At 47.0% G+C, this 13712-nt stretch carries 12 protein-coding genes; 8 read left to right on the plus strand and 4 right to left on the minus strand.

Translation table 11 applies throughout. The features are described from left to right. Positions 1 to 57: 57 nt before the first annotated feature. Complete coding sequence (locus BCT27_RS24355) at positions 58 to 2061, minus strand: methyl-accepting chemotaxis protein (protein ID WP_102318926.1); 2004 nt, start codon at positions 2059 to 2061, stop codon at positions 58 to 60. Positions 2062 to 2514: 453 nt separating this feature from the next. On the opposite strand from BCT27_RS24355, the gene hinT reads away from it, so the two are divergent. From hinT to BCT27_RS24395, 8 genes are all read left to right on the plus strand, one after another. Continuing rightward, positions 2515 to 2865 carry a purine nucleoside phosphoramidase gene (hinT, locus tag BCT27_RS24360; protein ID WP_102318925.1) on the plus strand — a complete coding sequence of 117 codons (351 nt, stop codon included), beginning with the start codon at positions 2515 to 2517 and terminating at the stop codon, positions 2863 to 2865. Then, a complete protein-coding gene (locus BCT27_RS24365) occupies positions 2865 to 4328 on the plus strand; it encodes a COG3014 family protein (protein WP_102318924.1) in 1464 nt (487 codons plus the stop codon). Before hinT ends, BCT27_RS24365 begins: the two co-directional genes overlap by 1 nt. After that, positions 4328 to 4714, plus strand: a complete 387-nt coding sequence (locus BCT27_RS24370) for a YcfL family putative periplasmic lipoprotein (protein WP_017009066.1) — start codon at positions 4328 to 4330, stop codon at positions 4712 to 4714. The genes BCT27_RS24365 and BCT27_RS24370 overlap by 1 nt, the downstream gene beginning before the upstream one ends. Positions 4715 to 4748: 34 nt before the next feature. After that, on the plus strand, positions 4749 to 5339 hold the full coding sequence (lpoB, locus tag BCT27_RS24375) for a penicillin-binding protein activator LpoB (protein ID WP_017009067.1): 591 nt from the start codon (positions 4749 to 4751) through the stop codon (positions 5337 to 5339). 36 nt (positions 5340 to 5375) lie between these two features. Next, positions 5376 to 6185 (plus strand): phosphotransferase, encoded by an 810-nt coding sequence (locus tag BCT27_RS24380; RefSeq protein WP_241908643.1) that lies wholly within the window; start codon positions 5376 to 5378, stop codon positions 6183 to 6185. Between the two features lie 49 nt (positions 6186 to 6234). After that, on the plus strand, positions 6235 to 7086 hold the full coding sequence (locus BCT27_RS24385; protein ID WP_102397053.1) for a DUF6279 family lipoprotein: 852 nt from the start codon (positions 6235 to 6237) through the stop codon (positions 7084 to 7086). A 192-nt stretch (positions 7087 to 7278) separates the two neighbouring features. Beyond that, complete coding sequence (gene ycfP, locus BCT27_RS24390) at positions 7279 to 7821, plus strand: alpha/beta hydrolase YcfP (protein WP_017009070.1); 543 nt, start codon at positions 7279 to 7281, stop codon at positions 7819 to 7821. Positions 7822 to 8176: 355 nt separating this feature from the next. Next, the gene (locus BCT27_RS24395) at positions 8177 to 9469 is read left to right on the plus strand and encodes an NAD(P)/FAD-dependent oxidoreductase (RefSeq protein ID WP_102397054.1); all 1293 of its coding nucleotides are present in this window, start codon (positions 8177 to 8179) and stop codon (positions 9467 to 9469) included. Positions 9470 to 9561: 92 nt separating this feature from the next. Here the strand turns inward: BCT27_RS24395 and BCT27_RS24400 are convergent, their stop codons facing one another. The 3 genes from BCT27_RS24400 to BCT27_RS24410 all read right to left on the minus strand — a co-directional run bounded on the left by BCT27_RS24400 (position 9562) and on the right by BCT27_RS24410 (position 13703). Beyond that, positions 9562 to 11883 (minus strand): bifunctional diguanylate cyclase/phosphodiesterase, encoded by a 2322-nt coding sequence (locus BCT27_RS24400; RefSeq protein ID WP_102397055.1) that lies wholly within the window; start codon positions 11881 to 11883, stop codon positions 9562 to 9564. Positions 11884 to 12220: 337 nt separating this feature from the next. After that, complete coding sequence (locus BCT27_RS24405; protein ID WP_241908644.1) at positions 12221 to 12772, minus strand: GNAT family N-acetyltransferase; 552 nt, start codon at positions 12770 to 12772, stop codon at positions 12221 to 12223. A gap of 106 nt (positions 12773 to 12878) precedes the next feature. Next, entirely contained in the window at positions 12879 to 13703 is an 825-nt protein-coding gene (locus BCT27_RS24410; protein WP_241908645.1) for a peptidoglycan binding protein CsiV, read from the minus strand. Positions 13704 to 13712: the final 9 nt, after the last annotated feature.

Here is a 13712-nt window from a genome sequence, read left to right on the forward strand (position 1 = left end):
GCAATAAAAACGGGCAGCGAGAAGCTGCCCGTTTTTATTTGTGGAACGGTGTGGCGGTTATACCGTGAATTTATGCACCAACTCGTTTTGGCTAACGGCTTGTTGGTCTAAACGTTCACTTGCCCCTGCGACGTTTTGCATTGCGCTGTAGCTGTTATCAGCAATGAAGCTGATGTGTTCTACGTTGCGGGCAATATCTGCTGAGGTGGTGCGTTGTTCAGATGCGGCTTGCGCAATTTGGCTGCTCATGTCGCTGATCATCATGATGATGGCTTCAATCTCTTCCATGGCAGAGTTGGCGTCGGATGCTTGCGTGACGCTGTTGCTCATCTCATCCACACACTCCTGCATCACAGACACGGCTTCGCGAGATTGCTGTTGAAGCTTGCTGATCATGTCTTCAATTTCAGAGGTGGAATCAGAGGTGCGCTTTGCGAGAACACGCACTTCATCGGCAACCACAGCAAAGCCTCTGCCTTGTTCGCCAGCGCGTGCGGCTTCGATCGCAGCGTTTAGCGCGAGCAAGTTTGTTTGGTCGGCGATGTTGCTGATGACATCCAAGATGGTTTCAATACTGGCAGACATTTCTTGCAGAGATGAAACTACAGCTACCGATTGGTCTAAACGGGTGGATAGCTGGTGGGTTGTGCTGATGCTGCGCGTCATGATCTCACGACCTTTCGCGGCGGCATCGCTCACTTCCATCACTTTATCCATGGTTTGTTGCGCGCTGTTGGCGACGTCTTGAACAGAATGCTCCATCTCGGTCATGGCCGCTGCAACAGCCGTCGTCTGTTGGCGCTGTTCGTTGAGCTGTGTTTTCGCTTCAAGCGTGGTGGTTTGGTTCTGGGCTGCCACTTCTGCTTGGTCTTCAGCTGCATCACGGATTTGACGAAGGATGCCCTGCAGGTTCGCCGCCAAGGTATTGATGTGATCAGCCAGCTGACCAAATTCATTGTGCTCTTTCACATCGATGCGTTTGGTCATGTCACCTTGCGTCAAAGACTCAAGGACTGACAAGGTACTCACCAGCGGTTTACGAACGCTGCGCGCAATGTGCCAACCGATAAAGAAGGTAATGGCGAGTACCAAAACGCCAATGAAAATGGTTTGTTTTACCCCGTTTTCAAAGGAGGCATTCGCTTGTTCGATGGACGATGCCATCACGGAATTCGCTTGATCGCGGAATTGATCCAGAATGGACATCGCGTTATCAACTTCTACAGCGAGATTACCAATGTTGGCGTACAGCTCATTGGTTGCGACCAGGTAGGCGTAATGTTGATCCAGTACACCGCCTTCACGGCTCACATCACGGGTGAATGCATCGAGGTCTTTTTGAAATTTCTCTTTTAGCTCAGGTAGCTGAGAGTTCAGTGAGCGGAAAGAGTAGTTGAGTTGCTTGACGCTGCGTTTGTTTTCAGACATCGCCTTGGTTATATCATTGAGCTTGTTGCTCGCGAGTGCATCAGACGTGTGCGTTTCGGTTTCTTGCAGCTTCTTAAAGTAGGTTTTTGAAATGATTTTTACTGTGGTAGAGCCATTGTTCGCAATGAAGTCCTGCATGCCTAACGCAAGTGATGTGTTCATGCGCTGGAACTGGCGAGCGGCTGTTACGCCTTCATCTTTTGCGGTTTGCTGGCGCTGATAGTTGCTGATAGCGACAGAGGCTTCGGAGAAATACCGTTTCTCGATTTCTCGTAAGGATTCTAGCTGAGAGGTAAGCTCTTCTTGCTGTGATGTCGCGGTATAGAGCTGACTCAGGGCAATATCGAACTTTTGTTGGGCGGCGTTAAACTTCTCAAGCACCTGTTCACTTTGGGTCACATTGCTGCTGGTAAGGTAGTCTTTGAAGATTTTGTCAGCTGCAAGAAGGCTAACACTGGCTTCATTAGACAAAGATACCAAGGGCAACGCTTCAGAGGTGACGACCTCGAGTTGACCGTGAATTTTCTCTGAACTGCTTAAATTGAGGGTGTTCGTCGCCACAAGACTGACGGCGAGCACAGCAAACCCTGCGTACATCCTACGGATGACGGAGCTTTGACGCGTTTTAGCCATTTGAATTCCTCCCACCAGAGTATTCTCTAGTGCTTCCCTAAAATGCACTCGCTAAACAGATGGCGAGTTGCAATAAATGCAGCAATCAATACGTAAGCGCCTTTTGCTTTCGAATTTATTTGTGAGCATGACGTTCTCACGACGCTTAGGCGTTGCTCTTCTATGTCATCCGCCAGTATTTCAAAATCTTTATGGTAAAAAATCGTCAGACTTCCGAGTATTTGAACCTATTCGCAAAATTGCTGAGAGTTTGGTTAATAAACAACAGGTCAATGACACAAATGGAAAAAGCGCGTTGTGAAATAGGCATTTTGCAGTGGCGGATATGGAGGGGAGTGAGCGAAGCGCAACAATTCTAGACACATACCCTTTTAAAACACTGTTCAATATTGCTCATTGCGACAGTCTCTAGCATACTGACAACTTCATGAAATCATTCATTTGGAGTATCCCGTGGCCGAAGAAACCATTTTCAGTAAAATCATTCGCAAGGAAATCCCTGCTGACGTGGTTTATCAAGATGATCTCGTGACTGCATTTCGAGATATCAACCCTCGTGCGCCTAGCCATATTCTCATTATTCCCAACAAGCTAATCCCAACGGTCAACGACATTGAAGCTGATGACGAGTTGGCATTGGGTCGTATGTTCACTGTTGCGCGTAAGTTGGCGAAAGAAGAAGGCATTGATGAAGATGGTTACCGCCTGATCATGAACTGCAACGTTCATGGTGGCCAAGAGGTTTACCACATTCACATGCATCTTGTGGGTGGCCGTCCTTTGGGCCCGATGCTCATCGGTTAATGCGCCGTCATGTTAAATCAGCTTTCACATGTCGATTGAAAGCTGCTGTTAAAACGACAAGACAGAATTTCGGGCGTTCGCGAACCCTGACCGTCGCTGTGTTTAGCTTGGCGTTAGTGGGCTGTGCCAATCTTTCTGTTCAAACGCTGTTTAGCCATTATTCGGCCGCGTTGCAAAGTACGCATGCACTCGCAAAGCAAGGTGAATGGAACGCGGCGTTAGCGTCGCTCCCCGACACACCTGACAGTCCTATACTGGACGGCATGGAACGTGGTCGTGTCGCTATGCTGGCGGGTGACCAAGTGGTGAGTGAAGAGGCGTTACAAACGGCTGACGCGGCTGCTGTCGAACAACAACGTGCAGCGGTTATTCAGTTGTCTGAAGGGTTGAATCAGGTCGGTTCCTTGTTGAGTAATGACAACATGCTGACGTATTCTCCTCCAGATTACGAACTGGGCTTTTTGCACCTTTACTTGATGTTGGATTACCTTCAGAAAAACGATTTAGAAGGTGCGTTAGTTGAAGTGCGACGTGCAAATCGCGTGCAAGAAGAAGCACGTAAATTGCGCGAAAGTGAACTTGAACAAACCAAAAATTCGGTGAAACAGAACGGCATATCCGACAATGTGGGTGCGATCCTGTCTCGTTATCCCGATGCTGGGAAAATGCTCAGTAGCGTTCAAAATGGATATCTTTTCTATCTATCCGGTCTACTGTATGAAGCAGAACGGAATTTGAACGGTGCATTTATTGACTACAATCGCGCTCTTGCGGTTGAGCCAGACAATGCTTTTGTCGCGAAAGCAGCGATGCGCGTGGCGTTCAAGCAAGGTAGGCAAAGTGAATTGAAACTGCTTGAGAAACAGTACGGCAAATATAAAAAGCCGTCGAGATCTCAGGCGCAGTTAGTGATCATCAACGAGCAGGGTGTCGTGAATGCCCGTGATGCTTGGCGCTTGCCTTTATGGTTGTTCGACAGTCGAGGCAATCCGGTGTCTTACTCTGTGTCATTGCCTTATTACCGTTCAACATCAAGCGCCCCTCAAAAGGCATTGACGATTGACGGAAACGCAGTGATGCCGGCGCAACTGACCGATGTAAACGCCATGGCGCAGCAGTCTCTAAATGAGGCGATGCCAGCAATTGCTGTTCGACAAGTCTTGCGTGTTGTGGCGAAAAACGAAGTGCGTAAGTCGTTAGCCGAACAAGATGAAAGTGGTGTAGGCAACTTGGTTGCGAGCATCTTTAACGCGTTGAGCGATCAACCCGACACGCGCAGCTGGCAAACATTGCCACAAACCGCGGGTGTTTACAGTGGTTTTTATGCCGCCGGACAGCATGCAGTGACCGCTGATGGCAAAACAATTAACGTTACACTTAACCCCGGCCAAACAACGCTTTTGTGGTTGTCACGACAAGGTGGAAATGTTGTTCATTGGCAGGGTAATTTAGGAGGAATCTGATGCGTATCTCAGTGATACTGTTCAGTGCAGCAATGGTCTTAAGTGGATGTGCGCAAAACACATCGGGAATCAGCATAGACAGCAGCAACCAAAACGTCGTACTTGGCAATGAAGTGCTGGGCAAGTCTCTGGAATTCGGTAATGCGAAAACCAGCGAAGTGAACGAGCGTTTGTTGGCGCAAGTGATGGTGACGAACAAAAGCAGCGAGTCGCAAAATCTGCAATACCGTTTTAACTGGTATGACGAACAAGGGTTAGAGGTCGACAGTGGCAAATCACCCTGGCGACAGTTTATCGTCTACGGTAACGACACGGTGACGCTTCAAGGTGTGGCATTAAATCCAAATGCTAAGAATTTTCGTGTGTCATTGCGTAATGTTCAGTGATACGTCTGATTAGAGACTAAAACAGGAAAGTAAAATGAATAAGAGCGTAATAGCGCTGATGAGTGTTGCACTCATCATGGGGGGATGTTCGCAGAAAGTGAGCTATGGTGACGCGCAGGAAGTGGAAACCACCACCATCGAGTTCGGTTCAACCGACCTGCAAAAAATCGCCGTTGATATGACGGATAGCATGCTTTCTTCGGGCGCAATTTCTGCCATTACCCGTAACGATCGTCCGATTGTTTTTGTTGAATCCATCAAGAACAAAACGGCAGAGCATATTGATACGGAATCCATCACTGACAGCATCAGCACACGTATGCTGAAATCGGGCAAGTTCCGCTTCGTGGACATGACACGTGTTGACGCGGTGCGTGACCAACTTGATTTCCAGAACAACGATGCCTTGGTTAACCCTGGTACCGCAATCCAGTTTGGTAAGATGGTAGGGGCGCAGTACATGCTGTATGGCAACCTTTCAAGCATCAACAAACGTGCTGGCAGCGACGAAGACGTTTATTACAAAATGACCATGCGTTTGATGGATCTGGAAACAGGTTTGATTGAATGGGCTGATGAAACTGAAATTCGTAAGAAGCAGTCTAAATCAGTGCTTGGTTGGTAATACGTGCACAGCAACGCAATAGATGAAAAGGCCGCAGTGATAGACACACTGCGGCCTTATTGCATTATTACATCAGCAGAATATTTGGTTGGTGGGCTGAGTAATCGCTGTATGGTGTTGCAAGATGCTGAAGGGCATCGTTACGTGTGGCGACCGCAAGGCGAAGGTGCTCGGGTTTTTGGCGCGAGCAGGGAACATGAGTTCAATGCCCTTGTCCTAGGTTATGACGCCGGCTTAACCAGCAAGCCTGTGTGTGTGATACCAGAAGGGCTGCTCACGGCTTGGATTGACGGTGAAGTCCTTGACAGCGCCGATGTGGAGACCGTGATGCCACTGTTGGTGCGTATCCATGAAATGACGCCGCCCACGAATACGTTTGACCCGTTTGAAAAGGCGCAGCACTATTTTGCGCATCTCAGTGATTCTGCGAAAACGGATAGGGTGACCAAGGTCCATGCACATTTTCAGCGACACGCGTTCAAAAGCGGTTTGGCGCTGACCATGTGTCATTACGATTTGGGCTATTACAATCTGATCAAGACGCCGAATGGGCAGCTTTCTGTGATTGATTGGGAATATGCCGCGCTGGGAGATCCGGCGTTGGACATCGTCATGACGGCGTTGGCAAATGACATCGACCTCTCGTCGGCAGTAAACCATTATTGCGCGCTGAGACGTATCGACGATGGGGTTCATTGGCTGGATGTGTGTGAAAAGTGGGTGCCTGTGGCGAAATACCTTGGCTTGCTTTGGTTTTTGCTTGGTTACGAACTCTATGGTTTAACCTTGTATAAAGAGCGTGCAGAGACTTGTCTACATGAATTGGAAACCCTCATGCTAGGCTAGAGGCCACTGCGAAAGAAGACGAAACGACACAAGAGGAGAAGGGAAGGGAATGAAAAGGTGGCGACTGGATGTCAGATTAACATTGCTGGCAATCGTGGCAGTCCTGTGTCTTTCTGCGTGCACGAACAAGCTGGCGTACAACACCTTACCTTTTTGGATAGATTACTATCTCTCTGACTATGTCGACATGACATCGACACAACAAAAACAGCTCGATCGAGACCTTGATGCCTTTCATTCGTGGCATCGCCAGAACGAACTTCCTAAGATCCGCGCTTTGCTGGAAAACATGGAAATCCAACTCGAAACGCCACTCAGTTATTCTGAAATCAATGAATACCATGGGGTCGTGAATCAAACCATTCTTGCCTCTCTTCATGGGTTCACGCCTGCATTAGCAAATTTGATCACATCACTCAGTGATGAGCAAGCCGAGCAATGGTTGAAAACCATCCAAACCAAGGTCGATGAGGCTGTTGAAAAAGCCAATGAGGGTTCGTCTAACGAACAGCTTGTTCGACGCCAAGAAACGCTCATTGAACGCGCTGAGTATTGGATTGATTCGGTAAACAGGAAGCAGTCTGACCAATTCAAAGAAATGGCGAGCTACCAAATTGAAATGCGCCCTGTATTTTACTCGATTCGTGATGGCTTATTTGAAGAGCTAACCCTTATATTCGAAGAAAGGGATGATCCAGCCTTAGAGCAGCGCCTCAATGCCTATTTTGCCAAGCTGGTAGTGTTCAAGAGTGACGACTTTCAGAGCGACATGTCACTGTACCTAGCAAGGCGTTATGAATTGTTGCAACGCATGGACAAACATCTCACCGAGACGCAGCGAAAAACGCTCAGAAATACCCTCGCTTCACTTAGTGACGATCTCGGTGCTTTGGAAAACTGATGGGTTCACGCAAAAACGGTGACTGGTTAATTCGTCGACAAAGAGTGTCAAATTTGTTGACCGCTTTCGGGCTTTGTCTTTTAACCTTATAAAAAGTATGTGATAGCGGGATGATTTATGTTATCACGTTGACTCACACGAAGAAGGTCATGGTGCTCAATCTCACTATGAGCGACTTGAGAGGGAATTTTTGTGATTATTTATCTTCACGGCTTTGACTCCACAAGCCCAGGCAACCATGAAAAAGTACTGCAGTTGCAGTTTATCGATCCTGACGTGCGCTTTATCAACTACAGCACACTTCATCCAAAACATGACATGCAACATTTGCTCAAAGAAGTCAGCAAGCACATGTCGCTGTCTGATGATAAAAATCCACTGATCTGTGGTGTCGGACTCGGCGGTTTTTGGTCTGAGCGCATTGGATTTTTAAGCGGCATTAAACAGGTCATTTTCAATCCTAACCTTTTCCCCGAAGAAAACATGGAAGGCCGCATCGATCGTCCTGAGGAATATCGCGACATCAGCACCAAGTGTGTTGAGAGCTTCCGTCAAAAGAACGCAAGTCGTTGCATGGTGGTTTTGTCATCAGAAGATGAAGTGCTAGACAATCAACGCAGCGCTTCTTTACTGAGCCCACACTACGATGTTGTTTGGGATGATAACCAGACACACAAATTCAAGAGCATTTCTTCTCACCTCCAAGCAATGAAAGCATTTAAAGAAAGTGCATAGCAAATGTGCATAGGACAACACTGGTTGTAACTGCCAGTGTTGTCGAGTGTTTTTCATTTGTTTCTCGTTGTTACTCAGTTTGATAGGTTTGACGTTTTTTACTGCAACAGATGCATATGTGCAGATTTAAAAATTGATTGAGATCAAGTGAACTGTATAATGATTAGGTCTGAAATGAGCAACAAATCAAAAAATAACATGCTCATCCGCGGAAACAGAACAACGAACGAATCCGCAAGATAGAAGGCTGAAAAAGCCAATTCAAAACCTCACCCACATTACCCAATTTTTAGCTTCGTGCTGCTGTACGAAGTGATCAACAGTTTGAATTTAAAATCATGGTGAGGAAATAATCGTGACCAAAATAGTAGTAGTAGGTGGCGGTGCTGGTGGCCTGGAGCTAGCGACAAAGCTTGGCCGTACGCTCGGACGTAAGGGGCGCGCACAAGTCACACTGGTTGACCGTAAATCGAGCCATTTATGGAAACCATTGCTTCACGAAGTTGCAACGGGTTCATTGGATGAAGGTGTAGACGCAATCAGCTATCGCGCGCATGCAAAAAACCATCATTTCGAATTCCAATTAGGCAGCCTTTCTAACATTGACCGTGACACGAAAACCCTGACGCTTGCAGAGCTACGTGACGACGAAGACGGTGAATTGCTGATGCCACAACGTGAACTGTCCTATGACATTCTTGTGATGGCGATTGGCTCAACATCGAACGACTTTAATACTGAAGGTGTTCGCGACAACTGTATTTTCCTTGATAGTCCAGAACAAGCGCGTCGTTTCCGTAATGAAATGAACAATGAGTTTCTGAAACTTCACGCGAAATCGGGCCTCGGCTCTGTTGATATCGCCATCGTAGGTGGTGGCGCGACGGGGGTGGAGCTGTCTGCTGAGCTTCATAACGCAATTAAAGAACTGCACAACTACGGTTTCCAAGACCTAGACAGTTCTAAATTGAACGTGACCTTGGTAGAGGCGGGTGAGCGCATTCTTCCTGCATTGCCACCACGTATTTCTGGTTCTGCTCAGCAAGAATTGATCAAGTTAGGCGTAAACGTTCGCACGGCAACCATGGTTGTTAAAGCAGACGCAGAAGGCCTCACGACCAAAGATGGCGACAAGATCCCAGCACAAATCATGGTGTGGGCGGCGGGCATTAAAGCCCCTGACTTCATGAAAGACATCGCGGGTCTTGAAACCAACCGCATTAACCAATTGGTGGTGAAGCCAACACTCCAAACCACCCGTGACGAAGACATTTTCGTTATCGGTGACTGTGCAGCGTGCCTGCAAGAAGACGGTTCAATGGTGCCACCACGCGCGCAAGCCGCGCACCAAATGGCAAGCCGTTGTTTCAGCAACATTGTTGCGAAGCTAACAGACCGTGAACTGAAAGCGTACACGTATAAAGACCATGGTTCTTTGGTGTCACTCAGCCGTTTCTCTACCGTTGGTAGCTTGATGGGTAATTTGACCAAAGGTTCGATGATGGTTGAAGGCCGCATGGCACGTATTGTTTATGTGTCGCTGTACCGTATGCACCAAATCGCGTTGCATGGTCTGCTACGTACCGGTTTGATGATGCTGGTTAGCCGTATTAACCGCGTATTGCGTCCATCGCTAAAGCTGCACTAAATCGATACCGTATCGAAACAGCACGTATTTTAAAGCGCCCAGACATGTTCTGGGCTTTTCTTTTCCTGCCATATGTCCCTTGTTCATTGATGTTAACTTTCTCGGATCGGTGGTTTCTCATGGCATGCACGGTGCCAATAAACGAGCTGTTCTTTAGGGAGCGGCCTTGATTTAAGAAACCCTTGTACATAATCACAACCTTTTTCAGACAGCCAATCGAGCTGTACCTGCGTTTCAACACCTTCTGCGACGACATCAATGTCGATAGCGTGCGAGAGGTTGATGATCGCAGAGCATAAACGGGATGATTTACTGTCAGGGAGCGCGACATCGGTGATGAAGCTTCGGTCTATTTTCAATACATCAAACGGATACAAACTCAGCAAAGACAACGAAGAGTAGCCTGTTCCGAAATCATCGAGGTATAAACGAATACCGAGTGCGCGAAGTCCGTTGAGTGCCTCTAAGGCAACATTCTCGTTACCAATGAGTGTCGATTCAGTGATTTCGATACCGAGCTTTTGCGCTGGGAATGAATGACGAGAGAGCAGGGTTTTAACGAAGTCGACAAAGCTGGGAGATTGAAGTTGCTTGGCTGACACGTTGACTGTTATGCCGGGAAACGTGTGGTTATCTGCGTTGATGTACCAATTATCGAGCTGTTTACACACTTCAACAAACACCCAGTTTCCAATGCGATGAATGTGATTTGTATCTTCCGCAATGGGAATGAAATCGGCGGGAGAGACTTGCCCAATGTTAGGGTTGTTCCAGCGCAGAAGGGCTTCGAAGTGTTCAACGCGATTGTTTTTCAAGATGGGTTGGTACATGAGGTAGAGCTGTTCGAGCTCAACGGCCTGACTGAGTTCTTGTTCAATGTTAAACCTTGCTTGAACTTGTTTAAGCATGCGTTCTTCATAAAAAGAGATGGATGCGCCGCTCTCCTTGGCATGATACATCGCGATATCGGCTTGTTGGATGATATCCAGCAAGGTGAATTGTGGGTCTGTGATTGCAGAAATGCCGATGCTAGCGCCCAGTTGTATGTTGTGTTCATCGATAATGTAATTGTCGCTGATCGCGCTGAGGTAACGGGTGGCGAACGTGAGTGACGTTACTTTGCACGTTATGCCGCTTAGACACACCACAAATTCATCTCCCCCAAACCTGAAAACTCTATGATTGTCTTGTGTGATGTTTAACAAGCGTTTTGCAACTTCTCTCAGTAGGCGATCACCGATCAGGTGGCCTAGCGAATCATTGACATTTTTAAATCGGTCTAAATCGATGAAAAGCAGTGAGAAACCGTCGCTAACACCTTGGCTTATCTTTTGTTTTTCTTCTTTGAGGTTTTTTTCGAGCGCGACGCGATTGTGCAGGGTAGTTAGTTGGTCGTGGCGAGCCTGAAAACGGAGTTTCTTGGTTTGTTCTTTCACAAGTTTGCTTGCGAGCTGCAAGCGATTGGAATATGACCAAATACAGGCTGCTGTTGCCACGGTAAGCAACATGGTGAGAATCATGACGATTAAACTGTATATGCTTTCTACTTCGCCGTAATTCAGAGGCTGAAACTCAATCCATACGCCTTCTTCATTACCCGGAATGGCCACTAAATGTCGCACACTGGGGTAGGTGGCATTGATCTTTTCTAATGATGTCGTTTGATACAGAGCAGAGGTGCTGCCTTTGTTGCTAAACTGAGGCGTGACGGTGATATGCAGGGTTTTTCCGATTTTTTCATGTGGCCAAATAGCACCAAAAAAGTCCTCAAAATACAGGGTGGATGTGAGGAAACCTCGCAATGCATTTTTATCCACGATCGCAGAAAATAGTCGTAATCCTCCACCATGTTCATCTTTGAAGAAGTGGCTTTCTGGACTTCGCTGGAAAAAAGCGCGCTCCATGGCAAAAACAAATTCGCATTGAGAATCGGCGCGCCATCCCACATAGGTTTTGGTATGTGTTTCGGGGGAAACATACAACACCGGAAACGTGTATTTGTTTAGTGCGGATCCACAGCGAGTCGGTGTTTCAGGGTAAAGAGTAAACTGCGCATAGTCCTTATCTTCCTGCTCAACCACGTCACGAACAAATTGATGTGCTGTGTTTTTATCTACCTTAGGTGTCCAAAATACAGCATGAATGCCGTCATTTTTTTTCGTTCTTGACGCAAGGAATTGTTGAAAGGTTTCCTTATCCAATGTTTGGCTGTTTTGAAAATACAACTGTCCGGAGAATTGTAATTCTTGGAACGAGTACAGGGATTTCTCTAACGCATTTAATCGTTGTTCGACTAACGCTTCAAACGTGCTGAGTTGTTTCTCTTTCTCTAATTTTTTTACTGATAGCCCACTGAAGTATGCAAGGCCGGCGCCTATAAGAAATATCGCCCAAGGTAACGTTGTTATTCGCATGGTAGCTATTTGGTAGATTACTGATAGACAACATTATATTGAGCAAAGTGACAGTTTCTTTTTGAATATATTGCAATAAGGTTTCAGTCTATCTGGTCTTTTTTGTCTTTCCGTATATTTTTTATTTATTTCAATGCTTTGAGGCTATTTTTGTTGCGGGGCCGCTTTTGATGCAGAAAGCGTCGTTTTGGATTTTTGCGACAAATCTGAGCCTTTAATGTAATCACATGAAATCTTGGAATGGGGGGGATTTATACCCAAAACAAGCGCGCTTTCTCTGCGGGCTGCTTGATGGTTTGGGTATAAACATGATGAGGACGCGTTTGAGTATGTAAAGTTAGTGAGTTATAAACCCAAGGTCACTGGGCACCAAACTGTATACCAAACCTTCTTTGGCTTCGCCGTTATACATGTAGCGATTTCTCGCGCGGCACTCATAGGTAGCTTGAAGTTTTTCCGCTATGCGAATGCTGGCTGCGTTTGCAGGGTCCATCACCAGTTCTAAACGGGTAAGCAATAAGTGGCTGAAAGCGAGGCTGGCAATGGCTTCTGTAGCTTCTAGGGCATACGCGCGCCCTTGATACTTTGTGGCTATCCAATAACCAAGGTTTGCAAGGTTAGCGACGCTATCAATGCTCGACACATAAACACAACCAACGAGGTCTCCACTGTCTTGCTCGAAGACGGCAAGTTCATAGCTGCTGCCCGTTAGCCAACCTTGTCGGCTGCGGTTTATCCACGCTTCTGCATCCAATTCATCAAAGCCCTCACTGCACCAATCAAGCCAAGGTGAAATGCTGTCGGCTGAGAAACTGATGGCACGTTGTAGTGGTTGAACATCCACACGCTTTAGTGCGCGAAGAAGCAGGCGATCTGTTTGAAATTCCAAGTTTGCTTGCATGGTGTTAAATGCACTTAATTAGGATAAGAAAGGACTTCAATGCGTAACATTGAATGTAGTTGAATAAAAACGCCCTCAGTGAGGGCGCTATGTATTAGTTTGCTTTCGTGACCTGAATGATCAAGCCCATGAGAGGATGGTCGAGGTAGTGAATTTCCCCACTGCGCATCCGACGTTTCTGCTCAAAGGCATAAGGCTGAAGGAATTTTTCAATGGCGTAGCTACGTTCTAGTTTTTGCAGACCCGCAAAGCTCACGTCATCATTTGGTGTGCCGACAGCAGCAACATTGGTTGTGGTTGCTTCACCATCCTGCGCGATGTCTTGCAATACAGTGTCTGATTGACCTGCTAATGGGGCAGGGACGGCACTGACATCTTGCAGCACTTTACGTTCGCCCGGCTCACGCAGCACAAGATCGGTTTCTATAAACAGGTAGTGCTGAACGTATACACGGATGAAACCGTCGAGTTCATACATCGAACCGCTTTTCTTTTCGGTACCATCACCACCAACGGTTTGCACGCCTTTCGGTGTACCGTCTTTGTAATAGTCTTTGCCGTAGTTGTTACCCGCAGCCATACGCATTTTTGGCATGGCGCCTCTGCTTCCGTCATTTTGACGCCAAGCAACGTGCACTAAAGGCTTAAAACCAGCATGGCGCGATAAGCGGTTAAATTCTGCGTTTAATTTCCATTCGCTTTTTGGCAAAAGGGTCAATCCACGCGCAGCCATTGACGCAGAATCATAGGCTGAAACTGCGTTAGACAAGTTGATACCACCCGGCGCTTCTGGCCAGTTTTCTTTCACTGCATCAGGGCTCTGGTTTCTTTTAAAGACGATAACTTCAACGTCATAAAGGCGTTCAGCCATCGTTTGCCAGCTAATGGTGCACAGCAGCAGGAAAATTAGCTTCTTCAAAGCATTACT

It is taken from the genome of Enterovibrio norvegicus, from assembly GCF_002876705.1.
GTDB classification, from domain to species: Bacteria; Pseudomonadota; Gammaproteobacteria; order Enterobacterales; family Vibrionaceae; genus Enterovibrio; species Enterovibrio norvegicus_B.

What these genes read in the sequence shown, in the direction of transcription:
- BCT27_RS24355 (WP_102318926.1), bottom strand. Translation starts at nt 2,061, where the DNA reads ATGGCTAAAACGCGTCAAAGCTCCGTCATCCGTAGGATGTACGCAGGG.
- BCT27_RS24365 (WP_102318924.1), top strand. Translation starts at nt 2,865, where the DNA reads ATGCGCCGTCATGTTAAATCAGCTTTCACATGTCGATTGAAAGCTGCT.
- BCT27_RS24370 (WP_017009066.1), top strand. Translation starts at nt 4,328, where the DNA reads ATGCGTATCTCAGTGATACTGTTCAGTGCAGCAATGGTCTTAAGTGGA.
- lpoB (WP_017009067.1), top strand. Translation starts at nt 4,749, where the DNA reads ATGAATAAGAGCGTAATAGCGCTGATGAGTGTTGCACTCATCATGGGG.
- BCT27_RS24385 (WP_102397053.1), top strand. Translation starts at nt 6,235, where the DNA reads ATGAAAAGGTGGCGACTGGATGTCAGATTAACATTGCTGGCAATCGTG.
- BCT27_RS24400 (WP_102397055.1), bottom strand. Translation starts at nt 11,883, where the DNA reads ATGCGAATAACAACGTTACCTTGGGCGATATTTCTTATAGGCGCCGGC.